The following is a 26,381-nucleotide window of genomic DNA, read 5'->3' on the forward strand; positions in this document are numbered from 1 at the left end:
GATGGCGGCCTATATTGTAAGACGCCTCCTGCTCATGATCCCCACCATCTTCGGGATCATGTTGGTCACCTTTGCCGTCACCCAGTTTGTGCCGGGCGGACCGGTGGAACGGATGCTCGCCCAGTTGCAGGGTTCGGACCGCGCAGGCGGCGAGGTTCGCGCCAGCCGCAGCATGGACCTCTACCAAGGCAACAAGGGGCTCGACGAGGAGCGGGTGGCGCAGCTCACCAAGCTGTACGGCTTTGACAAGCCTCCGGCGGAGCGCTTCCTGACCATGATGAAAAACTATCTGGTCTTTGATTTCGGCCAGAGCTATTACCACCACAACAGCGTGGTAGCCCTGGTCATCTCCAAACTGCCCGTTTCCATGTCCCTGGGGTTATGGTCTTTTCTCCTCGTCTACGGGGTCTGCATCCCGCTCGGCATTGCCAAGGCCATGCGGGAGGGTTCCCGCTTCGATGTCCTCACCACCACAGCCATCCTCATCGGCTACGCCATCCCCGGCTTCGTCCTGGCCATCGCGCTCATCGTCCTCTTTGGCGGCGGGAGTTTCTTCAGCATCTTCCCCCTGCGCGGCCTGGTTTCCGACAACTGGGCTGAGATGGGGCTGGCGGCCAAGGTGGCGGATTACCTTTGGCACATGGTCCTGCCCGTGCTCTCTTCCACCGTAGGCAGCCTGGCCGTCATGACCCTGCTGACCAAAAACTCCTTTCTCGAAGAGATACGTAAGCAATACGTGCTCACCGCCAGGGCCAAGGGGTTGAGCGAGAAGCAGGTACTCTACCGGCATGTGTTCCGCAACGCCATCATCCCCATCATCACCGGCTTCCCCGGCTCCTTCATTACCGCCTTTTTCACCGGCAGCCTGCTCATTGAAACCATCTTCTCCCTGGACGGTATGGGGTTGCTGGCCTACGAATCCATCCTCAATCGTGATTATCCGGTGGTGCTGGGCACCTTATATTTCTTCACCATCATCGGCCTGATCTCCCGGCTGTTGTCGGACCTGAGCTATGTGGTGGTGGACCCGCGCATCAGTTTTGAGAGTGTGGAGTCCCGGTGAACATGGACCGTAACCAGCCCGCATATTCACCGGGGAAACGGCTTGTTTCCTGTAATTGCCTCCCCTCCCTTGACGGGAGGGGATTGAGGGGTGGGTGAAGCTGCCGATTGAATCAGATCTGGCAACGCCGCTGCCGCTACTCACCCCCACCCCCTGACCCCCTCCCGCAAGGGGCGGGAGAACTTTATGACACAATAAAAATCTATGCTGAATAGTTACCCATGAACCCGAAACCACAGAAACTCTCCTCCCGACGCTGGCGGCGATTCAAGGCCAACAAGCGGGGCTATTACAGCCTCATCCTCTTTTCCATTTGCTTTCTCCTCAGCCTGGGCGCGGAACTCCTCAGCAACGACAAGCCGCTGCTGGTCTCCTACCAGGGGAGATTCTATTTTCCCCTGCTCAGGGAGTACCCGGAAACCACCTTTGGCGGGGAGTTTGAGACCGAGACCGATTACCAGGACCCCTTTATCAAACAAAGGCTCACCAGCGGCGGGAACCTTGCCTTTTTCCCGCCCAACCCCCACAGCTACGCCTCCATCAACCTCCAGCTCAAGCAACCGGTCCCCTCCCCGCCCGATAGCACCAATTATCTGGGCACCGATGACCGGGGCCGCGATGTCCTGGCCCGGCTGCTCTACGGCTTTCGCCTCTCGGCCATCTTTGCCTTTATTCTCACCATTATCGGCACGGTCATCGGTATCATCACCGGAGCAATACAGGGCTATCTCGGCGGGCGCACCGACCTGTTCATGCAGCGCTTCATCGAGATCTGGAGCGCCATGCCTGAGCTGTACCTGCTGATCATCTTTGCCTCAATCTTCAAACCCAGCGTGCTGCTGCTCCTGATCCTGCTTTCGATCTTCGGCTGGATGGGGCTGGCCGATTACGTGCGGGCCGAGTTCCTCAAGGGCCGCAACCTCGATTATGTCAAGGCGGCCAAGGCGCTGGGCGTGGGCAACATCACCATCATGTTCCGCCACCTGCTCCCCAACGGGATGACCCCGGTGATCACCTTCCTGCCCTTCCGGTTGAGCGGTTCGATTCTGGCCCTCACCAGCCTCGATTTCCTGGGGTTGGGCGTGCCGCCCCCTACCCCGAGCCTCGGGGAACTGCTAGCCCAGGGCAAGAATAACATCGAAGCGTGGTGGCTTTCCCTGACCACCTTCGGGGTGCTGGTCGGCACCCTGGTCCTGCTGATCTTCATCGGGGAAGCGTTGCGGGAAACCTTCGATCCGCGAAAGGTTTGATGTATTCCCCCTCCCCCTTGACGGGGGAGGGGGTGGCTTAAAACAAAAAGTTACAAGGCGTACCATGCCAGGAATACCCCATGCTGCTTGAGCTGAAAAATCTCTCCGCCGGTTTTTACTCGGACCGCGGCTTTGCTCCGGTGCTGGACAAGGTCTCCTTCTCCATTGCCCCCGGAGAAACCGCGGCCCTGGTGGGCGAATCCGGATCCGGAAAATCGGTGACCGCCCTTTCCATCCTGAGGCTGCTGGAAAAAGATGCGGCCAAGATCGAGGGGGAAATTCTCTTCAATGGAGAAGATCTGGTCTCCTGCCCGGAAAATCGGTTGCGCCAGATTCGCGGCAACCGCATCGCCATGATCTTCCAAGAGCCCATGACCTCGCTCAATCCGGTCTACTCCATCGGCGCCCAGCTCATCGAGCCGCTGATCCTGCATCAGGGTCTTGGTAAAAAAGAGGCAGCGGTAAAGGCTGAAAATCTCCTGGAGCGTTGCGGGATTCCCGACGCGGCCCAACGGCTGAACAGCTTCCCCCACCAGTTGTCCGGTGGCCAGCGCCAGCGGGTGATGATCGCCATGGCCCTGGCCTGCCGCCCGGACCTCTTGATCGCCGACGAGCCGACCACGGCGCTGGATGTCACCATCCAGGCGCAGATCCTGGCCCTGATCAAGGAGATCCAGCAGGAGCTGGGCATGGCGTTGCTGCTCATCACCCACGATCTCAACATGGTGGAAAAGATCGCGGCGCAGGTCCACATCATGCATGAGGGAAAAATTGTGGAAAGCGGCCCCACCGCCGAGGTGTTCCGCAACCCGCAAAATCCCTACACCATCCATCTCCTGAACAGCGTGCCCCATGAGGCCCCTACCCCCAAGGACAACCCGCCCCCGCTCCTGACCGCCACCAACCTCTCCTGCCACTTCCCCATCAAGGCCGGTTTTTTCAGGCGCACGGTGAACACCATCAAGGCGGTGGACGAGGTGAGCCTCACCATCCGGCAGGGCACCACCTTCGGGGTGGTCGGCGAATCAGGCTCCGGGAAAAGCACCCTGGGCATGTGCCTGCTCAAACTGGTCAACAGCCGGGGGACCCTGCTTTACGAGGGCCGCGACCTGCTGACCCTGTCCAACAGCCAGTGGCGCCCCCTGCGCCGCGATTTGCAGGTGGTATTTCAGGACCCCTTCTCCTCCCTGTCGCCGAGGCTCAACGTGGGCCAGATCGTGGGCGAGGGCTTAAACGTGCATGGCTTAGGCAACCGGGAGGAGCGCAAGAAACGGGTGGCCGAGGCGCTGATCGAGGTCGGCCTTGAGCCGGAGATGATCGAGCGCTATCCCCACGAGTTTTCCGGGGGGCAACGGCAGCGCATCGCCATTGCCAGGGCCGTGGTCCTCAAACCCCGCTTCCTGGTGCTGGACGAACCCACCAGCGCCCTGGATATGACCATCCAGGCCCAGATCATCGAGCTGCTCAAAAACCTGCAGGCCAGGCACAACATTACCTACTTCTTCATCTCCCACGATTTGCGGGTGATCAAGGCCATGGCCGATGAGGTGGCGGTGATGCAGAATGGCCGTATTGTCGAGTCCGGCCCTGCGGCGCAACTCTTTGCCAGCCCCTCTCACCCCTACACCAAAAAACTCTTTTCCGCGGCCTTTGACCTGGCTCCGGTCTGAGTCATTTTACATGGAATGAAAGTCGGGGAACAATTACACAAGGAGAAAGAAGTGAAAGAATACGGGAAAAAACTGTTCATTGGCGGGGTGGTAATGGCATGTCTGTTTCTGGCTGGAGGGTTAGCCGCGCCGAAAAAATCAGCGGCCGCGGCCAATCCCAAGGTATTTTTTGATGTCACCATCGGCGATGAAAAAGCCGGGCGAATCGTGATGGAGCTGTTTGCCGATGTGGTGCCGAAAACAGCGGAGAATTTCCGGCAGCTGGCCACCCATGAAAAGGGCTTCGGCTTCAAGGGCAGCATCTTCCACCGCATTATCCCCGAGTTTATGCTCCAGGGCGGCGATATCACCAACGCCGATGGCACGGGCGGCAAATCCATCTATGGCCGCACCTTTGCCGACGAGAATTTCATCCGCAAGCATGTGGAACCGGGGATGCTGTCCATGGCCAATGCCGGACCAAACACCAACGGTTCACAGTTTTTCATAACCACCGTCAAAACGCCCTGGCTCGACGGCAAGCATGTGGTCTTCGGCAAGGTGGTTGAAGGCCTCGATGTGGTAAGGAAGATTGAAGAGATGGGGTCGCGCAGCGGTCGGCCAAAGACAAAAGTGACAATTGTAAACTGTGGCCAACTGGAGCAATAAGCTATTCCCGCTTTCTTTGCTGCCCATATAAAAAGGAGACGAATATGAATCTGCGCCTACTGATCCTGTTGGCTGTTTTCCTTGTTTCCCTTCCTAACACCATCGGGGCCAGAGAGATACGGCTCAAAAAAGGAGAGGTTTTCCGCGACCGGGATCTTACCGTGATCTGCGAAGGAAAACAGACCGGAGCTTCTGGTCTTGGCCAGCCCATAGCAGTGCGCGAGTGTCAGTACTGGGACGATTTTACCCAAAAATGCCTCTTTGAAAAAACCACCTACAGTTATGGCGACCTGGAATGTGTCGAAGAGTGCCAGTATTGGGATTCGTTCAGCAACACCTGCGACTACAAAAGCAAGTGCACCTTTTATCCCCAACAGGAAGCCTTTGTCCTGAAAACCTGCACGGAATTCGATGATAACAGCCGCAAGTGCCTCCGGGCGCGGGAGGAGAAAATCGGCTTAGGCAGATAGTTGCCCGATATTTTTATTTCTTTCACCAACCATCGCCCCTTTTTGTTCCGAGCATTATACCCCGAAGGCCATTAGAGGAACACACTGATGCCCAATGAACGAGAGCAAGCTCTTTTGCTCTGGCTTTTTGTTCTCATTGCCTGCTGCCTACTCAAGCCATCAATAAGAAGCAGCTTAGGGGCTGTTGTTCGATCAGCAATGGCGCATAAAATCGTCCTCTCCGTCATGCTCATGCTTCTATACATTGCAGGAATTGTCATAGGTCTGCATTATTTTGGGCTTTGGACCAGTTCAAATGCGACGACGACCATATTTTGGACCGTATCCGTAGCTCTCGTGGCATTGGGCCGAGTGAATTCGGTTGCAGAAGATGAACACTATTTCGTAAAGGCTGTTCTTGATCAACTTAGGCTGATTATGCTGTTCGACTTTTTGATCAACTTCTACGTCTTCAGCCTCCCCGTCGAGCTAGCCATGGTGCCAGCAACAGCCTTTTTCGGAGGGCTTTGGGCGGTTTCTGAATCCAAGCCAGAGTATAAACAAGTTAAGGCTTTTCTTAATTGGATTTTAGCAGTCATGGGGTTTATCCTGGTAGTGGTGGCCACCTATCAAGGCATAAAGCATTTTGACACGTTCGCATCGTTCAGCACATTAAAGGACTTTGTCGTGCCACCACTTATGTCTCTTGCTTTCCTTCCGTTTCTCTACTTATTCGGCCTGTTCGTCTCCTACGAGAACCTATTTTTCAGGCTGCGTTTTTTTGTCGAGGGCGATGAACTCGTTGCTTTCACAAAGGCGAGAACGATCATGGCTTTTAACTTCCGGCTGAACTTACTAAACAGGTGGGCTAGGCATATCAACCGACTTCACCTTCAAAGCGAGGATGATGTTCGATCAGAAATAAAGACTTTCAAAATTTCCCAACGTATGTAAAAAGAAGAAAGTGGATTACTCGCCATATTAGAAAAAAATGGGGCACTCCCCATATTCATTTCAGACAGGCCCCACCCCTCCCCTCCTTATTATCTACAAAACTAGAAAACTCTGGGGCAGGCCTTGAAATATAAGGCAGACAGATGGAAATTGGAGATATTATGGCTGACAAAGTAGTTATTGTTGAAGAAATACCTGAGAATGCCTTAATCAAGCGCACTATTGAGAAAAAGTTCAAACAGGAATGTGAGATTATCCCCTATCTTGTTAAGGGATTAAATATTATAAGATCCACAAAATATCTCTTGATAATAATTAACGAAAGTCTCTCTGTTCAAGACACGCTTCAAGCCATTGCAAAAAAACAAAATTTTATTTTGAATGGCATAAGATTCATCAGGAAAGATTCCGTAAATCAAAAAATTCCAATTATCATAACCTATAATAGCTTGAGCTGCCCGAGTCCCATTAATAACAGCAGTTACATGGACGGCATTGATGACTACCTGCATGAAGGGGCAAACATGTGTTTATCTCTTCAAGATAATTTCAATCAGAAATTAATTCATTCATTAACTAATTATTTGTAATTACGGGAAGGATGGAAACTTCCCGTAATAATTATTACCGCCGCAGGGCCAGTCACCCAATCTTCTGCCCCCCCTCCGCGCCCCTCTTTTTTTGCACGATCTTCTCAAGCTCCCCGCCATCAACGATCTCTTGGCGGATCAGGATGTTGGCCAGGGTGTCTATCTGCTGCCAGTTGGCCTCCACCATTTCTGCTGCCTTTTTCGTGGCCTTGTCTATCCAGATGCGGACCCGGCTTTCCACCACCCCCCGGAATAGCTGTTTGTTCACGTTGCGGCTCAGGGTATCGGTATGGACAAAACCCAGCTCTTCGTCCATGCCCAGGTTGGCGATGGCGATGTAGGCCTGGTGCGTCCCCTCCTCAAGGTCGCTGGCCGCCCCGGTGTCCATGCCCTTGGCGCCGAATTTTTTCATGCTTGCCGTTCTGCCCGCCATGAGCACGCAGATGTTGTTGAACACCTCCTCTTTCGAGAGGTTGCTGGGGAAATCTTCGAAGCTGTACGAGATAAAACCCAGAACCCGCAACCGCGGGGCAATGGTCACCTGCTCGATCTTGGTGTTCGGCAGCAGCAGGTAGGAGAGCACCGCATGTCCGGCCTCGTGGAAGGCGGTCATGCGCAGGTCTTCCTCCAGGTTGCGGATATGCTTCTTCTCAAGTTTGGAGCCATACTTGATGATGTTGATCTGCTCGAGGAGGATCTCTTCGCTGATGCAGGTTAGGCCGTGGCGGATGGCATGGAGGGAAGCCTCCTTGCCGATGCGCTGCAGCTCGTAGCCGTTCATGCCGGAGATGTAGCGCACCACCTTATCCACATCGATCTTGCCGTCATTGGGCTTTTTGAGGATCTGCTCGATGAAGAAGCGCCGTGCCTCCCGGTCCAGCTCCGGCACTTCGACAAAGGTGTCGATGCGTTCAGGCTCGATGAGCAGGGGGGGCACCTCTTCTCGGCTCACCGCCGAGACCACGGTGAACACCGACTCCTCCGGATCATGGGAAAGCGCGTCGATCTCCAAGGCAAGCTGGTCGGCAGGCACACTGGTCAGCGCCCCTTCTATCAGGGCCTTGATGTCGATGCCGTCCAGAAAAACGATGCTGGGCGCGTATTCCCGTGCCTTGAGATACACCAGCCGGATGTACTCGGAGTCAAACAGCTCGGTGCGGGAGACATAGATATAGGGTCGGCCGGACTCCTTGGCGAAGGCCTTGCCCAGCAGGGTTTTGCCGACCCCGGGCGGCCCGTAGAGCAACATGCCCTTGGGCATGCTGATGGAAAATTTCTTCACCAGCTCAGGATTTTTCAGGGTATTGATGATCTGCTTCAGTGTGGTTTTGCTCTGGCGGTTGCCGGCAATGTTCTCAAAGCCGACCTCGGAAAATTCAATGGCCGGCCGTTCGCCACGCAACAGCCCCTTGCTGGTGGGCAGTGCCCGGGTGTCCGCCTTGACCAGACTGAAGATGAGGTTTTTCCCCTGCTGGTACTCCTTCCAGGTCAGCTCCACGGTTCGGTTGTTCTTGTAGAGCAGGGGCAGGATCTGCTCGCCGGCCTCCAAGAGCCTATGGAGCGAGGCGTCGGCCTTTTGGGTCGTTTTGAAGATGATCCGGGCCGGAGGGAAGGGCAATTGCCGCAGGCTGCGGGTGATCTTGAAAAGCACCTCGTCGGGCAGCTTCTGCTTCACTTTTTTCGCGGTAATCGCCGGGCCCAGAGAAAGCACCAGGAGGGTAACCAACCCTTTGAGTTCCGGAAAATCAAGGGCAATGCCTTTTTCCCGGAAATGCCCGGCCAGCTGCAACAGGGAATCGGTGCCGATACGGACCATGGCGTTGATGCCCAGCCGGTTGAAGAGGATGATATAGTTCTGGGCCAGGGTGGCGAGAAGTTTGGGGGTGATCGCCTCCTGGATGACTTCGCCCGCCACTTTCTTTTCCTTGGCGATGGCATCCATGATCAGGCCTTGGGCCCTAGCCTTGCTGCGGTGGAAGGTGGCCAGGAATTCCTTGCCCTGGTAAAGAGCGCTGCCCAGGGTGGAGGTGAAGATGAAGATCACCTCCCGGCAGTTGATGCCGCTGTCCGGCTCCTCTTTGGTGATCAGGTCCAGCAGCGCCATCTGCAGCTGGTTGCTCGCCATTTCAATGGACTCGAAGAGGATGATGGCGCAGGGGGTGGCGCGAAGAAAGCGGATCAGCTCGCCTTCCTGGATTTCCTGCCCCATCATCTGTGGGGCCAGAAGCTGATCGCCGCTGTCCGGATCGCTGTAGCGTTCCAGGTCAAAGTGTTTGAAGCCCTTATACTCCTCGAGCATGGAGCAGAGAACCCGGGCCAGATAGATCTTGCCCACACCCGGCGGGCCCAGGAAGGTGAAGATCGCCTTGGGCGGCGCCTCCTTGGGCGGGCGGAAGGCCATGTGGATGAAGGCGTCCACCACCTCGTCGATGGCCTCGTCCTGATCGAGAACCATTTTTTTCAGTTTCCTGCGGATGGCCTCAAACTGCTGGAGTTGATTTTCAGGGGGTCTGGAACGTGGCAAGAGCTTTCTCCCTCAAGGATTTGCCGGCATTATTTTGCTGCCGCCTTCGGAGAGGAAGTGCGGCAGCAAAATAAAACGGATGTTTTCCTTACTCTAGGGAAAAAAGAGCGCGGGCGTCAACAAGTTCCGCAAGATCGCAACGCCACCCCTGCCCCGGAGATGCGGCAGCAGCCGGGGGCGATCATCCCCCCATCTCTAAAATCAACAGGTTACACCGTGATAACCGCTGGAGCTGTCGAGGCGCATCCATCTAAATCCGGGACGGGCCGGCATTCCCGGCGCAAAGCCACGAGCCTGGCCCGCAGCCATTCTTCCAGCGGCTGGTTCAGCCGATGGACAGTACCGCCCGGCAACCGCCCGTCCTCCTGAATCGCCGCCTCGAAAAGCCCGGCAGGCACCTCCACCTTGGCCAGTTCCTCGGCGCCGCCCATGTTCCGGCGGATAAGAGTCACCTGGGGCGGCGTCTCCCAGTCGAACAAGACGAAATAGACCGACTCGTCATGGATGGAGCTGACGAAGTCGTGGCCCCGGGTCCAGCCCGCGCCCCATTCGAGATACATGTCCACTGCCTTTTCCGGGGTCATCAGCCAGTCGATGGATTCCAACAGCTGTTCCTGGTGGCAAAGCTCTTCCGCATTCATCATGCTCGCACGTCTCCTATGGTTGGGACATCGATAAACAATCCGTTGTTTCCACCATAGAGTACGGCGGCCCCAATCCGCCTTGACTTGGGTCAAGGGCTTTTAAGTTAGTGGAGTGTGGCGGAGATAAGAGTTTCGCCCATTGGCTCAACAGGGTTTACAGATTCAGCCAAAATGGATAACAATAATTATCGAAGGGCAAGCCTGCCTCGCTGACCCATGAATTCGCAGTTCGCCAGGAAATCGAAAACCATGCAACCACAAGCGGCTCAAAAGACCCATATAGAGTTATATCCCCTGCTCAGCAGCCTTACCGCCGCCACCGACTTGATCAACCGGGTGCTGGTTGACCATCACAAAAAGGTCTCTTTTATCGCCGTCACCATCGGCAAAACGCTCGGCCTGGACGAGCACAGCCTGAGGCGGCTTACCCTGGCCGCGGCGGTGCATGATATCGGCGGGCTGTCGATCAGGACCCGGCTGGAAGCATTCGAATTCGAAGTGGCAAATCCGGATCGACACACCCTGCCGGGATATTCCTTGTTGGCGGGATTCGCGCCGTTTGCGGATCTGGCCCAACTCATCCGCTTCCACCATGTATACTGGCAAAACGGCCAAGGCATGATGGACCGGGGAGAAGCGGTCCCTCTGCTCAGTCATCTCATTCACCTCTCGGACCGAATTGCGGTGCAGCTCGATTCGAGCCGCGAGATCTTGAGTCAGAAGACGGAGATTGTCCAGCGGATCACAGCGGAAGCCGGGGAAATGTTTGTGCCCGAGCAGGTCCAAGCCTTCCAGGAAGTGGCCGCCAAGGAAGTCTTCTGGCTCGACCTGGTCTCCCCCTCGGTCAGCACGATTCTCCAGGAGCGTTTCCCCTTGGGAGGAATGGATCTTGACCGCAGCGAAATCCTGGACCTGGCGGAAATGTTCAGAAGAGTCATCGATTTCAGGAGTCGTTTCACCGCCACCCATTCAAGCGGGGTGGCCGCCGTTGCAGTTGCCCTGGCCAGCCACAGCGGTTTCAAAAAAGATGATCCGGACAGGATGAAAATCGCAGGGCTGCTGCACGATATCGGCAAGCTGGTAGTCCCCGTGGAAATTCTTGAGAAACGTCAGGGACTCACCAGCGAGGATTTAGCAATTATCTACAAGCATCCCTATTATTCCGCGGAAATTCTCCGCGGCATTGAAGGCTTTGAGGATATCGGCCAATGGGGGTCATTGCACCACGAACGATTGGACGGAACCGGATATCCATACAGAAAGATGGCCGACGAAATACCAGAGGGCGCCCGGATTCTTGCCGTTGCCGACACCTTTACCGCCTTGATGGAGGACCGACCGTATCGTTGCGGCATCAGCGCTTCAAGCACTGATCGAATCATGCGGGATATGGCGGTCTACCACAAGCTCGATGAGGATTTTGTCGCCCTGGCCTATGAAAATATCGAGGAGATCAACGACAAGCGCTATGAGGCCCAAACCGGCGCCGACCAAAGCCACAGGCAGTTTCTGGAGGATTGTCGATTGCTCGACAACTACCTGGAAGCGGATGACAGATGTCCGGTCAATAGGTAACCGATCACAAAACCCCGCATCTGCGGGAATGTTAGGGGCATCTCCCCGCATTCATTTCAGCCCCCTACCCTTCCCCGCCGCTGATCAGGTAGTTGTAAAAATGGGGGCAGAACTATTTTCTCCCAAATTATATAAAAATAAATCCGCCCTCCCCCTTTTTCCCTGTGGCACCTGCCTGACAGCCAGATACGATTTTTTCTCCACTATTTCCGACCGATTTCAGATAAAATGAGTCCTGGGTAACAATGAATATGGGGAGTGTTCCGCGTTCTGGCTAAAAAAATATGCGCTTGTCCTGAAGGATGGGAAATGAAAACAACCAAGACGATCGACTGGCCTTTCATAATCAGCCTCTGCAATGAAGAAAACAAACCACTGGCCGGGATACCTGTATGGCTGGGGTCGCGTTTCGCCAATACGGACCTGGCCGGGGAAGCCCTTTTCCTCGGGCTTGAGCCCGGCGATTATGACCTTGGCATAGAAGCCGCCGATTTTTTCCCGCTGCGAAAAAAAATCAAGATCGACCGCAAAAGCAAGAACCTTGGCTTTATCCTGCAAGGCTTCGCGACCGGTGGGCTCAAGGGGAATGTCCACCTCTCAGGGTTGGTTTTATCTTTGCCGGATGCCGAAATAAAGCTTACGGCCGTCCAGCCGGAAGAGACAGGTGCCGAAGAGTTCCGCTTTTGGACTGACTGGGACGGCAATTATTCGACCGGCATTATCCCGGTGGGGGAATATGAATATCATGTAAATGCGTCTCTGTGCCAGCCAAAGCAGGGGCGGCTGACAATTAAAAAAGATACTGTCCATACTCTGGACGTGGATCTCAACCCTGTCCCTGACCCCGCAAAGATCACGGTAAAGGTGAAAACGGACAGCGGCGTCAAAGTGAAAAAGAGCAAGGTGCGGTTGCTTGAGGGGCTGGGTGCTGTCATAGTGGCTGAAAAAGACGGCACGGACACCTGCGTTTTTACGGATATCGACCGGGCCCCTTTTAGCCAGGGACAAGCCAAGGAGCAGCAGTTTATCAGTCGTAACTTTGTGGTTGCGGTCGACATCGAGGGATATGCTACTGGTTACGCCACCGGAAGCCTACGTTCGGAGAAGAAATGTGAAACGGTGGTCGTTTGCCGAAAAGTAACGAAAGGCGAGGCTGTAATCAAAGGAATCGAGGAAGCACAACCAGCCGAAGTTCCACTGGATAAAGCAATGCAGGTGCAGATACCCTGCGAAAGAAAAGACCGATTTTTCAAGATACTACTCCCTCATCCCGGCAACGTGCACGTAAAGGTCGGGCCAAATCCATACACTACGTTTCTGCGGCTATTGGATAAAGACCTCCACCAACTGGCCGACACCTGGAACTATGCCAATCAGCCGGCAGAAAGAACAGTCCAGTCCGGGGCCGGGGAGCTGTTGCTAGGGATTAGCGGGGAAATCAGGGACGTCCCTGAGGTGTTCAGTGCACTCATCGTTGAGTACCAACCCATCATCGATCCGTATCAACCGAATACAACCTTCGAGTCGGCCCTGCCCGTGGAATTCGGTGAGATCCTCAGGCCGTTCATATTCCCCCAGGCTGATGTCAACTATTTCATGGTCACGGTAAAGAGACCGGGCATGCTGCGGGTGAGATTAACGGACTGCGTTATCCCTGCACGCATCCGAATACTGAACACCCTGGCAGAGGAGATCGTAACTACCTGGAATTACGCCGGTCAGCCAATCGACGCCTCATGCCCGGTATATACACCCGGACTTTACCGCATCGCGCTTTCAGGAGCCAACCCGGGCGATTACACCCTTGCCCCAGCTCATCTCAAGATAGACTTTGTCGGCACGGAAAGCAGTCCGGGAGAATTTGCGCCGGAAACATCGCCGCCCAAGCCGGTGCGGCTAGGGAAAAGGTTCGGCGGGACCATCTTTCCCAGCGGGAAATACAATCTTTATAGTTTCAACGTCGACAGGACCGGCTTCGTAAAGATCCGCTTCCAGCTTCCCGGTTGTCCTTCAAGGCTCAGGGTGTTGACCAACAAAGGAAAAGAGCTTTATTCCTCCTGGAACTACGCGGGGCAGTCGCTTGCCCCGGATATTGCCATCCATGAGAGCGGCGAATATTGTATCGAAGTTTCAGGGACAGACCCGTCGCAACAGAGCCAGGGCAGTTTTTTCCTCGGGGTTTTCTTTTATCCTAACGACGAATACGAAGGGTACAAAGGGAATAATTCCCTTGAGACCGCCGCAGAGATACATATCGGCCAGGAAGTTGCCGCAGCCATCGAAGGACCGGGCGATATCGATTATTACCGGTTTTATGTGGACCACCCCGGGCTGCTGATCCAATCTACCCGCACTTTTCCGCTCCCCCTTTATTTTATTGTCAGCGATCCCCAGGGCAAGGAGATCTTCAACTCCTGGAACTACGCGGGGCAAAATCTTGACCGTGAATACCCAGTCCTAAATTGCGGCTATCATACCTTGCGAGTACTTGGGACCAGCCCCAATGACTACTCCCCCGCCAGCTACGGTTTTCGTTTTGATCTCAGCCGGGTTAAACCGGAAAGCGTACTACAGGCAAAAAATAAGCTCGTGCTGAACCTGAACAGCGGGATAAAGCTCGACGCCTTAATCCCGGACGGCATTAAATCGTTCATGCTGCCGGTAACTGCGCCGGGAGCGGTAACGATAGGCGCAAAAATTCCTGTTCCGGCAAGATTGATCATCACCGGTCCGGACGGCAGAGAGCTCTTTAATTCATGGAATTACAGCGGACAGCCCCTGCAAAGCGCACTTACGCTGGATGCACCCGCCACTCTGCGCTTCACAATCCAGGGCACGAATCCAGGCGACTGGTCGAAAGAGTGCTATTTTATCTATGCCTCGGATGGAGATATGCCGCCTGAACCTGCCTTTACGCTTGAGCGTATCTTCGAGGACAACCGGAAAGTACTCTTCAATGTGTCGGGGGGGCCGGCGAACAAACGTACTATCACACAATATGAGTTGGATTTTGAAGGGAACGGCAGGTTCAAGAAAGTAGAGCCGGGCCTGGTGGAACATATCTACAAAGAAGGCAAGCTCTATTCCCCTCGCTTGCGGGTTACGGACGACAGGGGCGCCGTGGGAACCGAGAGCATGTTTCTCGATCTCACCGATGTAACGCTTTTAGGTATGAGCTGCCGTGTCGTTTTTCCTCAGAACGGGGATATTGTCTCAGCCCCGGGGAAAGTCTTTGCCCAGGCCAGCTCCGGGCCTGGAAAGCCCGTGAAGACGATGAAATTGTATCTCGACGGCCGTTTGCTGGCTAAACGCGATCTGCCAAATATCGAAGCTGAATTGGCCTGGAAGTCCCTTGCCCCAGGAGAACATACGATAAAAACAACCGCCTGTTCCAAGGATGGCCAGGAGACCCAGGACTCTGTAACCTTTAGGATGTCTGAGGTCTTCGATCTCTGGCCGGAAAACGGGAAGGTTATTACTGGCAGCAGGGCGGTGATAACCTGGTTCAGTCCCCTTTCTGCAGCGACCTGGGTGGAATACCGGAAGTCCGGGGAGAAGAAGTGGGGGAAGAGCGAAGGCCAGGAGGGCAAGGAGCACCGGGTTGTTCTTGAAGGCCTGGATCAGGGGGTGCCGTATGAATTCAGAGCGGGAGACGGAAAGGCCTGGAGCGAAACGCGATTCTTCACCCTGCAAAAAGGTCTTTCCTTTGAGAGACCGCGTTACGGCGTGACCATCCCCCGCGAATACGGCCAGGTCATGCCCGTCACAGTGCGGAACAACTCCGACCATCCCTTGGCGGTAGTTCTGGAGTGCCTGCCGCCGGATGATAAAGAATTGCTTGTCGGGTTCGTGGGCGAAGGTTCGGAAGACAGACCGGTCCATCTGCCGCCCGGGGAGATCAGGCAGTACTGTCTTTCGCTTTCTGCCCAGGATTGTATTCACGAACTGCACCGGTTCCTGGTGCGGATACGTTCAAAGGACGGTTACGGTGATCAGGCCGAAGTGGAGGTCCGGGTCAATATCCCGAAAGTCGATCTCCAATGGGAAGAGTTGGAGGCGAATCCCGATACCCTCGGCAAGAAGCTGCGGTTAGTGAACAAAGGGGATGCCCTGACCGACCTGACTGTTCGCATTGCGCCGGCGGGCGCGTTCCGCCTCAGACCCACCGTTGAGCACGCATTACTGCAGGCGAACGCATCGTTGGAGCTGTGGGCCGATCCTATTTTGTTTGAAGGGTTCAAAAATGTAAACGGGGAAGTGAAGATCGAGACCTTCGGCAAAACTTTCAGCCATAAGCTGGATTGCGCCGTGCCGGAGGGAATGCAGGTGTATAAGGTGACAGTGGATCCGACATCGCTTGATGCGATTAGCTCCTGGTTTTGCACCAACAAACCAGTTATCCAATTAGTTTTATGTATTTTTAGTTATCTGGAGCGTCTCAGCATAGGTGAGGTGCTTGATTACATTCCAGTCAGGCCGAAAGACCTTGAAGAATTTTTCAAGGCAATAAAGGAAGCTTGGGGTTTAGGTTTACCTCGGCATAAGGGGCAGACCCGTCCCTCCTTTTTTACTCTCCGTAAATCGCCAAACTTATTAGCTTCTGAAAAAATCAGAGAACAGCAAGGCACAGTGGATGATATTGAGATCATTAGCAAAAGAAAGGTCGGGGACTTAATTTTTTACAAAATAAAATTTATAAATAGTAAGGAGGAAGGTTGGATAACAGGAGACGCAATCAACATTGTCCCTGACTTCGATTTTTTCCTAAAACAATTAAAGAGTATTGAGGTTGAAAATAATACTCTTGTTATTGATGAACGTATAACCAAACTCCGGCAGATGGCTCATAACAAAGACCTCCCGTTTGACGATATCATAGGGAAAACCCCAGGGAACATTTACTTGGATGACTTGCCGTTCGATCAGTCTAATTGGCAATTATTCACAGACTATAATGATGTAAGGATGCCGGATGGTAAGGTGGTGAATATGTATCATGTCCTTGTGGGCCTTGATGTGTTGTCAAACAAGATTGAGGATCAGACATATTGGGGATATAACGTGGGGCGTAACTATTCGGCATGTTTATGGTCGGGTGACCTAGGATCAGCCGCGCTGGATGCAACGATAGGCAAAGCCAACGAATGGGAAAAACATAATTCTAACGCATCTTTTAGCAAGAAGGTTGAGTTCTATTTTCAGACTAGGGTCCCGGATAGTCAGTCACTCGCTACTATTGATTCATGGGGTTTGAACGAAAAGCGTTTAACTCATAAATATTTGAACATTTCTGTACTCTTGAATGACTATTATAGTAGTTCAAACATCGCCAGCAACCGGAAAGAAGCGCTTGCGAAGTTTAAGGAGGGTTATAACCTCAAACCCGATTCGCCTTCAAAATCTCAAGCACCAGAATTCGACAAGATGAAGGATGAAGTAACAAAGTTTGCTAACGCCTTTAGCAAGAAGAGACTGGGAATAATGGGGAGTTATGATAAAAATCTCACAGATAAGTATGCTACTGAAATGACAAAAAAATTTCTTGATTGGGTGGACAAAACTGTAAAGGAGTACGGTGACAACACCCCTTCCAAATAAGGAAGCGCTTGCCGGTTACTTATTCGTTCTTTCAAAGTAACTGCATTCGGACGGGTGGAACGCTAAAGAAAGGAGATAGTATGCTGCAACTTCTAAACATTCTCCCCTTAGACTGCTGGGCCAAGGCCGAGGTGAAGGCTTCACGTTATTCAAAGGAACGCACAGACTGGTGGCTTTTAAGAACAGTACATGACAGCCGACGGGTGATGGTGATCGGCGAAGATACTGACGGAGACGGGGTGGTAGATTTTATTCATGCCGACACCACGGGCAACGGCATGATAGATTTCTCGGCATTCATGCAAGACGGAGCGTGGATGACCACGAATCTGGTGGAGGCGTGGCTGGAAATCAACTTCTCCCTCCCGTGGGCCAGGAGCGCATATGTGCCTTATAATGCAGACATCAATTTCAATGATGTCAAGATCGCCTCGTTTGTTGATTCCATGCCGGAAGGCCATTACTCCTTTCCTATCCCTCCGCGTGCGATCCGTTATCCCGGCAGTCCGGAAAACGAAAACAGGATTGAGGTTAAATCCGAACACCTGCGCGGCGGTCATTATGTCGTAACCAGTGATTTCCAGATTCTGTACAGGCTCACCGTGGTTGATACCTTTGTCATAGCAGAATCGCGAGGGGCTGCGGAGAAGAAAGTCTATGACACCCCAGGTTTCCGTTTTAAGGGCATGGATCTGGGGGTCAACTCCAACGATATAACTATCTCGAAGCAGGGCGAGTTGCCCCCCGGCGAAAGGGTGGAGATCACCGCCAATATACATAACCTCGGCATGGATCCCGGCAAGGACATCACTGTGGCCCTGTTGCAATCACCGGTTGGCAGCGCAAATTCCATCGAGGTGGGCCGCATGACCCTTCCGGAAGTACCGCTTTACGGGGCGCAACAGGTCAGGTTCTCTTGGACGGCGGTGCCGGGCGAGCAGGCTCTGCGGGTCGTCATCGACCCCGATAAAACACTGGAGGAAAATTCGCGTTTCAATAACGAGGCGCTTCTCATCGTCAAGGTATCAGGGAAGGACAACCCCCCGCAGATTGAGATCACTCTGCCGGAAGAGGGGAAGAAATTTGACAGCCCGAAAGTAAAACTGGAGGCGCGCGGCATCGACGAATCAGGCATATCGCTCATGGAATACAGGATAGACGGAGGGCTATGGACCCAGAGGAAGGGGGATGACAAAATTGCCGAGGAGATCATCATTCAGCCCGGCGAGCATGTTGTTTACTTCCGCGCTGTAGATTGCTCCGGCAATCAAACAGAGGCTTCCCGCAAGATAAACGTGGAGTGCAAGAGACCTTCCCTAACCATCGAATCTCCTGCGGAGGGGGAGGTTTTTGCGCAGAACATGGTGAAGGTGAAGGTAGCGCTGGAAAACCCTGAAATGATAAGAACCATGGAAGCTCGCGCTGCGGACGGCGCCTGGAAGACAATTGACCTTGACGGGCAAAAGGCAGTCGCCTTTGACTTGGCTTTCGAGTTCGGAAAGCAACCTCTCGAAGTGAAAGTGACCGATATTGCCGGAGTGGAGACGGTGATAAGCCGGATGGTGGAAATAACCACCCAGAAAAAATAATGCTGCTGCACAAATAGGACACCGCCCTGTATTAGCTACAGTCCCCTACCCTTCCCCGCCGCTGATCAGATATTTGAGATAGTGATAGAACGACAACCCTGAAAAAATCACCAACAAAACCAGGGAAAGTTTTACCGCCAGTCGCTGATAGCGATCAACCACCCCAGCCAACCCTCCCTTTCTCCGCACCAGACCAGCCAGCGGTGCGCTTACCCCGAAAAACGTTGCCGGAATCAAAGCGCCATACAGAGCAAAACCGAAATAATGATACTCCGGCTTGAGGATACAAAACGGGCATTTATGGTAGGGCATGGCGTAGACATAGGATGAAACCACCGTGGTGATCACCACCAGGGAAAGGACGAAAAACCAGAGCCAGCCCGCGGCATAGAGCCCAGCCAACCAAGAATGCCACCGCCGCAACAATCCCCACCCCAGAAGCACAAGTCCGACAATGAAACCGATAAAGGCCAGCAGCAATCCCTGTTGCGAATAACCGGTTATGAGATTGGTGGAGCCGCCGGTGCTCTCGCCAAAGACCACGGCGCAGCAGGAGGTGATGATGTCCGGCTTGATCCCGGCGATATAGAGGGTTTGCAGGGTGGCATCGAGGACGAGCAGAGGCAGAAGCAGGAGCAGGGCCAGGTACTTGATCCGCACCAGGGGGTAGTGCTCCGAACGGATGTCCAGTTGATGGAGAAGGATCCAGAAGCCGTAAAAAAAGACGCCAAACAGCTTGACCAGCAGCGCGGGCATGCCAAAGGGATTTGCCAGCAGGGCGCCGGTGGCGCACATGGCCCCGACGATGACCTGGCAGAACTGATCGGCTGCAAGGACGAAGAGGATCAGGGTGATGATCTGGAAGCCCAGACCGTAGGCAACCAGGGTTGAGGAAAGCCAGATCTCGTTTTCCAGCCGGATCTGCCGGTTGCTGTCGCTGCCGGGCTCCCAGAAACGCAGGACCCGCACCGCTGTTTTCCCGGCCACCGCGCCAAGCATGAGCACCACCAGGCTACAGAGGCTGAGGGCCAGACTCCAGGGGTTAAGGAACATGGATTCTGCCGTCCTTGATGGTGACGGTCCGGTCGATGGCCGGATGCTCGAAGACCAGCGGGTCGTGGGAGGCGATGACAATGGTCTTACCCGTTGCCTTCAACTGCTGCATGATCTCCATGAATTCACGGCTCAGGGTGGTGTCGAGATGGGCCGTGGGTTCGTCGGCCAAGATAATGGGCTGGTTGTTGATCAGCGCCCTCGCAATGGCCACCCGCTGCAGCTCGCCGCCGGAGATCTGCCCGGCCGGAAACTGGGCCCGGTGGCTGATAGCAAAACGCTCCAAAAGCTGCTGAGCCCGGAGCTTCCGTTCCTTGGGCGGTACGCCCAGCGGCAGCAGGGGCAGGGTGATGTTCTCCAGCACCGTCAGCTCCGGGAGGATATTAAAGCGCTGGAAGATAAAGCCAATGGTTTCCCGCCGGTGCAGGGTGAGAAAACGGTCCGGCAGCCGGGCCAGCTGCCGCTCGGCAATGGCGGCCTTGCCGCTGGTAGGCGGGAAGATGCAACCGATGATGGCAAGCAGGGTGGACTTGCCCGAGCCGCTGGGCCCCTTGAGGCAGACCATGCTCCCCTGCTCCACCCCAAGGTCGATGTCGCTCAAGGCCCGCACCTCGTTGGCCCGTCCCTGATTGTATATCTTGCTCACCCCGGAAAGTTCGATCAGCATCTCATCAGCCTCCCAGCGCCGAATCGGCGGGAACCGTGGCGCTGCGCCAGGCCGGAATCACCGTGGCTGCCAGATAGGGAATCACAGTGAATGCCAAGATCAGCAGGATGTCCCCCGCCGCCATCCTGGGCAAAAGATGCAGGTCAGGCCGAAGCACGGACCAGCCCATGAGCACCGGTCTGAAGAGCGAGGCGGCAAAGTAGACCACATGGATGTAGGCTGCGGTTATGCCGAGAATGCAGGCCAGGCCGGAAACAATCACCGATTCCCAGAAGCGCACCGCCAGGATATCGCTGGTTTCCCAGCCCAGCACCTTGAGGATGGCGATCTCCCGCCGCTCTTCCGGGGAAAGGCCGGAGGCCTTGTCCCAGGCCAGGATGACAAAGGCTGCCAGGGCAGAAAGCAGGCAGATGGAGCCGAAGCCGCTGCGCCAGCCGAAGACGACCTGATAGGTCTTCTGAATCTGCGGCCGGGTCAGCACCCGAACCCCAGGCAACGCCTCGGAGATTTTTTTGGCAATGGTCTCAATCTCCTTGGGGTTGGCCACGTACACGCAAAGATCGCTCACCAGCCCGGCGGGAATAGCGAAGAGATCGCGGGCGTCGGCCAGGTTCATGACGATGAGGTCGTTGGTCAGGATATCGGTGTCCCGGGAAAACTCCCCGCTGACCGTAAAGGCTTTCAGGGAAAGATCGGGCCGAAACAGGGAGAAGGTGTTGCGGCCTGCAAGGTCCAGGGCTTTGGTGATGGAATGGCCGATAACCACCCTGCCCTGCGCATCATCCCCAGGCCCCGGCATGGTGCCGCTGGCCAGGGTCGTATCAAGACGAGCGCCCTCGGGCATCTCATCCACCGCCATGCCCATGACCGTGTAATTGGCCAAGCGGACCTCATCGAAATAATAGCCCCAAATCCGGGGCACCACCCGCCGGATGCCGAAAATCCCGGCCAGCTTGTCACGGTAGACCAAGGGAATAGCTTCCTGCCGGCCGGCAGACATCTTTTGCAGGGTGATCTCCGGGGTATGGACCAGTACCTGCTTCGCTTTGTCCGATAAGGCCTGGGTCACCATCTGGAAGGAGGCGAGCAGGAAGATGACCGCGGCAAAGACCAGCAGTACGCTGAGGCTTTTCATGCGGTGCCGCCACAGGGAAGAGAGGGCATAATCGAGGATGTTGAGCTGTTTTTCGAGGTTGTGTTGGGCCATGGCGGTCAGCGTTGCGGCGGCAGCCAGAAGGCGCCGGTGGGAAAATGTTCGATGGCTCCGGGATGATCCATAAATGGGACCACGGGGTCGCTCACCGCAGGATGTCGGGTGTAGCGGGCCTCGGTGGCCACGGCCAGGTCGGTAAGCCCCAAGCCGCTGGTGGCCACCTCCAGTTGGGCCAGGGTCGCATCCTGAGCCTTGCGCCTGACTAGGCCATCAAGAAACAGTACACCATCAAGGGCCAGGAGCAGGCCCAGGAGCATGGAGAAAACAAGAGCCGGCCGCATGGGAGTCTCAGCGCATCTTCTGACCGTGGCGCATGGACTGCACCAACGGTTCGGTTATTTCTTCAAAACGGATAACCTTGGTCCCCTTGTGATCCTTGCGAAAATTTTCCGCCGCCGCGGCGGAGCTGAAGGGAATGAACTCGTGGCCCATGGGTCCGTAAACATCACTGCCGATAACATACCAGGCCGAACGGCCATCGAGCCAGGCAAGGGTGTAGTAGTCTTTCACCCAGATTTCCTTGAGGGTCTGCCCGGCAGCGCCGAAGGAGGCCGGATTGTGGGCAAAGGCCATCATATCCTTTACCCCGTCAAAATACTTCACTGTGGTGTTGTTCATCCGGACCTGGGTTATCCAGTCCGGATATTTGGCCACAAACATCCCGCAGACCGGACAGCGCTCCTGGGGGGAGATATCCTTGTTGGGCTCGGCCAGAAGCGGATTTGCCAGCAAGAAAAAGGAAGCAAAACATGCGAGCTGCACACATTTTTTCATAAAATTTTTCTTAAGAACCAGGCTTGCCATTATAAAATAACCTATTGTTTTTCTGCGGTTTCACTCAAGTATCCACCCAGGAGGTTCTTCAGCTCAGCCTCGCTGACCCCTCCGAGGATTGCGGCGAGAATCCGGTGGTCCGGGCTGATGATAATGGTCTGCGGCTCCACCTTGATATTGTACCGCTTTGAAATCGTCCCGTCCTTGTCCATGAGCACCGGAAAACCGATCTCCAGGTCCGCCACGAACTGGCGCACCGTCGCCTCGTCGGAATTGCGGTTGATATAGACCACCCGCAGCCCTGCTTCCTTGTACTTTTCAAAATACTGGTTGAAGATCGGGGTATCGGCCCGGCAGAATTTGCAATCCGTGGACCAGAAACGGAGAATGACCGGCTGCCCTTGGTATCCGGTCAGCGACACCGGCTGCCCGCTCAGATCGGTTCCGGAAAACGCAGGGGCCGGATCGCCGATTTTTAGTTTCTTGGCAGCCTGGTCACCGCCGGAACAGGCGGTAAGGACAAGCAAAACAGTGCAGAGTAGAAATATCGGGAGGATTTTTTTTAACATAATACTACTCAGTAGTGCCCTATTAGCTTTTGAATTTCATCCAGCCTGTGGAGTGAGAACGCCCTGGCGCATGGAGAAAACCCTGGCGCCCTTTTGGGTGGCGGCAAGATCGCTGTTGTGGGTCACCACCACAAAGGTTGTTCCCTGTTCGTTGTATCTTCTAAACAGTGCCAGGATATCCTTTTCTGTTTCTTCATCGAGATCCCCGGTAGGTTCGTCGGCTAGAATAATATCCGGACAATTGATAAAGGAACGGGCAATGGCAACCCTGCGTTGCTGGCCGCCGGAAAGCTGGGAGGGAAAGGCATTGGCCTTGTCCGCCAGGCCGACCTGATCGAGAATATCCAGGGCAAGCTCGCGGCTGCCTGCGGGATTTTGCCCGAAACTCAAGGGCAGCAGGATGTTTTCCATGACCGAGAGGGTGGGAATCAGGCTGGCGAACTGAAAGATAAAACCGATCTTGCTGTTGCGCATGGTGGAAAGAGCCCGGTCGGATTGCTGCCAGTTTTCCACGCCATCAATATACACCTGCCCTTGGTCCGGAGCGGTCAAGCCGCCAATCAGACTCAAAAGCGTTGTTTTTCCTGAACCGGAATGGCCCAGAATAACAAGAAAATCCCCTTTGTTCACGGAAAGATTCACCGTGTTGACGGCATGAACCATGGTATTTTCCACCGGGTAGGTCTTGGTGAGATCCTTGCATTCGATGATCACGTTTTTCCCCATTGTAAAATTGAGTATGCGGTCAGGGCAGGAGGTCAAACAAGCCCAAAAAGCCCCTAAGTATAATCTCCTGCAAAATTATTTGCCTCTACATAAAAATGAGGTTGCCAATATACCACCGAGTGGTAATATCGTAAACCTCAATGCGGCATTTTGTCGCATGGCAATTTGTCGCACCAGCGAAATCAGCCTTGACCAAGATCGGTGAACTGGCCGCCTTGGTCAAGGTTATTATAAGTGAACAGACAGCCACCAGCTGTCGGATGTCGGCATGATCCCACGATCTGTAGACATTTACAATGAGGAGAAAACAATGCGATTCACCAAAGCTACCTGGCGCAACTCTCTGATCACCGGCACCCTCGCCCTTGGCCTGTTGGGCGCAGCAACCGCCAACGCGGCTGACTATGCTGGCACCGCTTACATCGCCGGCATGGGCGGTCATTTTGCCAAGGCCGTGTTCAAGATCGACCCCAAGGCAGAGACCCCCATCACCCTTGATTCTCTGGACAAGGTCGACATTGGCGAGGCTAAGAGCCATGCTTTCCATGATGCCCGTATTGACAACAAGGACCGTAACATCATCTACTGGTCCACCTACAAGCCGGATCATGCCAACGAGTCCTACCACTATGGCAAAAGCGACCTGAAAACCGAGAAGGTTCTGGTTGACAACACCTTCCCGGTTCCTAAAGAGGTTATGAACACCAAGTCGGGCTACTGCGCATCCGCCCAGACCAAAGACTTTTACATGCCCATCTCCATGAACAAGCCGGGCTACATCACCATCATCGACAAGAAGACCATGAAGATCAAGCACAACCTCTTCTTTGATGGTAGCGAAGCCGATGTCAAGGGCGGCGTTAAGTACACCCATGGCGTCAACTCTCCGGACATGAAAGAAATCCTGATCACCATGAACGAGTCCAACTCCGCTCCGACCAACAAGGAGATGGGCGAGGTTATCGGCAAGATGCACATGTTCATTCTCGATGCCAAAGCGCTTGAGCAGGGCAAGATCAAGGTTCTGCGCAAAGGCGTTGCTGATGGCAACTTCAAGTCCACCGTCAGCTTCCGTCAGTACTATTCTCCGGATGGCAAGTACATCGCCAACGCCACCGGCGACATCCTTTTCCTGATCGATGCTAAAACCTTGAAGACCGTTGCTTCTCTGACCATGGACAAGATGGAAGAGACCCACGACGCCATCTTCACTCCGGACAGCAAGTACGTGCTGATCACCACCCGCACCAAGACCATCCTGCCTGGCTGTGTTGATCCCACCAAGCCTTCTGATACCGAGTGGCGCATGGACGGTCAGGTTCGTCTCTTTGACGTTGCTGCCAAGAAACTGGTTGGCAAGCCGACCTCCACCTGTCTGAAATGTCATGACGAGCAGCTCGGCACCGGCGATGATGCGCCCCATGCCGTACTCTGCGGTCTTGATGTGAACTGGGCAAAAAAGGCAGCGAAGAAAAAATAAGCTTCCTTCGTTAGCTTTTTAGTTTTATAGAAAACCGGGGGGCAATCAGCCCTCCGGTTTTCCTGTTTAATGATCAAGAAATTTTTCCTCAACAGCCTAAATACCTATGAAAACTCGCAACGCACACACCATCATCGCCATTGCCTGGAAAGGCGTCACCCGAAAATTGTTCCGCAACCTTGTCCTGATGCTGGCGGTTTCCCTGCTCGTCGCCCTGCTGACCTTTGCCATGCTCTTTAACAAGGCGGTGGAAGATGATATCGAGTCAGCAAGCAAACGGCTGGGAGCGGATATTGTTATCGTGCCCGTCGAGGCGAAGGGCAGCGCCGAGGAATTCATCCTGGAAAGCAAGGTCAAGAGCTTTTACATGGATAAATTCGTTTTCGACGACATCAGCGAGTTGCCGGACATCAAGCAGGCGACCTACCATATCTACCTCAATACCCTCTCTTCCGGTTGTTGCAGTATCGATGAGGGCCAGGTCATCGTCTTCGATCAGGACAAGGATTTTGTGATCGCTCCCTGGCTGGAAGTCGGGCCCAAGCGTCTGGAACCAGGACAGGTCTATGTGGGGAGCTATGTCAACGAGTATCTCGGCTTGATCAACACGGCCAGTCTCTTTGGAAAAGGGGTCAAGGTGGTGGGGCATCTCAAACAGACCAGCACCGGACTTGACCATGGGGTGTTCATGCGCATGGACGACCTGAACAAGATCTCTCCCGAGGCAACGGGGGGGTATAAACCGGGGAAAATTTCCATTATCTTCATCAAGGTCAAGGATGGGGTGCTGCCGTCCAAGGTAGTGGCAGAGATCCGCAAGGTCAACCCAACCGTTGGCGTGATGACCAGGGGCGATATCGGCGCCGACGTTCGGAATACCCTTAAGGACATCCTCCGGGTATTTTCCATAACCATTCTTATTTCTTCGCTTCTCGCCCTGCTCCTCGCCTGGTCAACCTTCACCGTGCTGGCCAACGAACGGCGGCGTGAGGTCGGTATCCTGAGGGCCATCGGCGCCCACCAGATTCACATCATGAAGATCTTCCTGGCCGAGGCGTTGCTGATCAGTGGGATGGGCGGTGTTGCCGGGGTGATCATGGGCCATTCTCTGATCCATTATCTGGCCAAGGACTTCACCCTGCTCCGCACCCTTGGGGCAGTTTCGACCTTTACCACAGGCAACATCACCATCGGACTCATCGCCATGGGGGTCGGCATCGCCATTTGTCTTATCGGCGCAGCCTTCCCCATCCTCCGCCTGGCCCGGATGGAACCGCTGCTGGCGATCAAAGAAGCATAGCCACCAGCTTTTGCCTTGAGCGCAGGCCTGTCGAGGTTACCAATA

Annotated in this window: 21 protein-coding genes; 12 read left to right on the forward strand and 9 right to left on the reverse strand. The window is 54.5% G+C overall.

Annotated elements, in window-relative coordinates:
• The first annotated feature begins 1 nt into the window (after window position 1).
• From ACZ46D_RS04560 to ACZ46D_RS04590, 7 genes are all read left to right on the forward strand, one after another.
• Entirely contained in the window at window positions 2-1,063 is a 1,062-nt protein-coding gene (locus ACZ46D_RS04560; protein ID WP_464928852.1) for a microcin C ABC transporter permease YejB, read from the forward strand.
• Between the two features lie 221 nt (window positions 1,064-1,284).
• Window positions 1,285-2,313, forward strand: a complete 1,029-nt coding sequence (locus tag ACZ46D_RS04565) for an ABC transporter permease (protein ID WP_464928853.1) — start codon at window positions 1,285-1,287, stop codon at window positions 2,311-2,313.
• Window positions 2,314-2,393: 80 nt separating this feature from the next.
• Entirely contained in the window at window positions 2,394-3,983 is a 1,590-nt protein-coding gene (locus tag ACZ46D_RS04570; protein ID WP_464928854.1) for an ABC transporter ATP-binding protein, read from the forward strand.
• 93 nt (window positions 3,984-4,076) lie between these two features.
• On the forward strand, window positions 4,077-4,631 hold the full coding sequence (locus tag ACZ46D_RS04575; RefSeq protein WP_464929252.1) for a peptidylprolyl isomerase: 555 nt from the start codon (window positions 4,077-4,079) through the stop codon (window positions 4,629-4,631).
• Between the two features lie 44 nt (window positions 4,632-4,675).
• Complete coding sequence (locus ACZ46D_RS04580) at window positions 4,676-5,101, forward strand: hypothetical protein (RefSeq protein ID WP_464928855.1); 426 nt, start codon at window positions 4,676-4,678, stop codon at window positions 5,099-5,101.
• Window positions 5,102-5,188: 87 nt separating this feature from the next.
• Window positions 5,189-6,034 carry a hypothetical protein gene (locus tag ACZ46D_RS04585; protein ID WP_464928856.1) on the forward strand — a complete coding sequence of 282 codons (846 nt, stop codon included), beginning with the start codon at window positions 5,189-5,191 and terminating at the stop codon, window positions 6,032-6,034.
• Window positions 6,035-6,195: 161 nt separating this feature from the next.
• On the forward strand, window positions 6,196-6,624 hold the full coding sequence (locus ACZ46D_RS04590; RefSeq protein ID WP_464928857.1) for a hypothetical protein: 429 nt from the start codon (window positions 6,196-6,198) through the stop codon (window positions 6,622-6,624).
• A 52-nt stretch (window positions 6,625-6,676) separates the two neighbouring features.
• Here ACZ46D_RS04590 and ACZ46D_RS04595 read toward each other — a convergent pair whose 3' ends face one another.
• Entirely contained in the window at window positions 6,677-9,148 is a 2,472-nt protein-coding gene (locus ACZ46D_RS04595) for an AAA family ATPase (protein WP_464928858.1), read from the reverse strand.
• Window positions 9,149-9,357: 209 nt separating this feature from the next.
• Window positions 9,358-9,792 carry a DVU0772 family protein gene (locus tag ACZ46D_RS04600; protein ID WP_464928859.1) on the reverse strand — a complete coding sequence of 145 codons (435 nt, stop codon included), beginning with the start codon at window positions 9,790-9,792 and terminating at the stop codon, window positions 9,358-9,360.
• Window positions 9,793-10,041: 249 nt separating this feature from the next.
• On the opposite strand from ACZ46D_RS04600, the gene ACZ46D_RS04605 reads away from it, so the two are divergent.
• The 3 genes from ACZ46D_RS04605 (at window position 10,042) to ACZ46D_RS04615 (ending at window position 18,554) form a co-directional block, all read left to right on the forward strand.
• Window positions 10,042-11,367, forward strand: coding sequence for an HD-GYP domain-containing protein (locus tag ACZ46D_RS04605; protein ID WP_464928860.1), 1,326 nt, complete (start codon window positions 10,042-10,044; stop codon window positions 11,365-11,367).
• A gap of 309 nt (window positions 11,368-11,676) precedes the next feature.
• Window positions 11,677-16,965 carry a fibronectin type III domain-containing protein gene (locus ACZ46D_RS04610; RefSeq protein ID WP_464928861.1) on the forward strand — a complete coding sequence of 1,763 codons (5,289 nt, stop codon included), beginning with the start codon at window positions 11,677-11,679 and terminating at the stop codon, window positions 16,963-16,965.
• A gap of 80 nt (window positions 16,966-17,045) precedes the next feature.
• The gene (locus ACZ46D_RS04615; protein WP_464928862.1) at window positions 17,046-18,554 is read left to right on the forward strand and encodes a CARDB domain-containing protein; all 1,509 of its coding nucleotides are present in this window, start codon (window positions 17,046-17,048) and stop codon (window positions 18,552-18,554) included.
• Between the two features lie 45 nt (window positions 18,555-18,599).
• Here ACZ46D_RS04615 and ACZ46D_RS04620 read toward each other — a convergent pair whose 3' ends face one another.
• From ACZ46D_RS04620 to ACZ46D_RS04650, 7 genes are read right to left on the reverse strand one after another with little or no spacing between them, the layout of a single operon-like run.
• Entirely contained in the window at window positions 18,600-19,607 is a 1,008-nt protein-coding gene (locus tag ACZ46D_RS04620; protein ID WP_464928863.1) for a hypothetical protein, read from the reverse strand.
• Window positions 19,597-20,274: an ABC transporter ATP-binding protein gene (locus tag ACZ46D_RS04625; protein WP_464928864.1), complete on the reverse strand. Its 678-nt coding sequence runs from the start codon at window positions 20,272-20,274 to the stop codon at window positions 19,597-19,599. Before ACZ46D_RS04625 ends, ACZ46D_RS04620 begins: the two co-directional genes overlap by 11 nt.
• 4 nt (window positions 20,275-20,278) lie before the next feature.
• A complete protein-coding gene (locus ACZ46D_RS04630) occupies window positions 20,279-21,481 on the reverse strand; it encodes an ABC transporter permease (protein WP_464928865.1) in 1,203 nt (400 codons plus the stop codon).
• A gap of 5 nt (window positions 21,482-21,486) precedes the next feature.
• Complete coding sequence (locus ACZ46D_RS04635; protein WP_464928866.1) at window positions 21,487-21,768, reverse strand: hypothetical protein; 282 nt, start codon at window positions 21,766-21,768, stop codon at window positions 21,487-21,489.
• A gap of 7 nt (window positions 21,769-21,775) precedes the next feature.
• Entirely contained in the window at window positions 21,776-22,261 is a 486-nt protein-coding gene (locus ACZ46D_RS04640) for a nitrous oxide reductase accessory protein NosL (RefSeq protein WP_464928867.1), read from the reverse strand.
• A 41-nt stretch (window positions 22,262-22,302) separates the two neighbouring features.
• The gene (locus tag ACZ46D_RS04645; RefSeq protein ID WP_464928868.1) at window positions 22,303-22,830 is read right to left on the reverse strand and encodes a TlpA family protein disulfide reductase; all 528 of its coding nucleotides are present in this window, start codon (window positions 22,828-22,830) and stop codon (window positions 22,303-22,305) included.
• Between the two features lie 36 nt (window positions 22,831-22,866).
• Window positions 22,867-23,544 (reverse strand): ABC transporter ATP-binding protein, encoded by a 678-nt coding sequence (locus tag ACZ46D_RS04650; protein ID WP_464928869.1) that lies wholly within the window; start codon window positions 23,542-23,544, stop codon window positions 22,867-22,869.
• 322 nt (window positions 23,545-23,866) lie between these two features.
• On the opposite strand from ACZ46D_RS04650, the gene ACZ46D_RS04655 reads away from it, so the two are divergent.
• On the forward strand, window positions 23,867-25,036 hold the full coding sequence (locus ACZ46D_RS04655) for a YncE family protein (RefSeq protein WP_464928870.1): 1,170 nt from the start codon (window positions 23,867-23,869) through the stop codon (window positions 25,034-25,036).
• Between the two features lie 106 nt (window positions 25,037-25,142).
• Window positions 25,143-26,336, forward strand: coding sequence for an ABC transporter permease (locus ACZ46D_RS04660; RefSeq protein WP_464928871.1), 1,194 nt, complete (start codon window positions 25,143-25,145; stop codon window positions 26,334-26,336).
• Window positions 26,337-26,381: the final 45 nt, after the last annotated feature.

This window comes from Thiovibrio sp. Mzg5, from assembly GCF_055379285.1.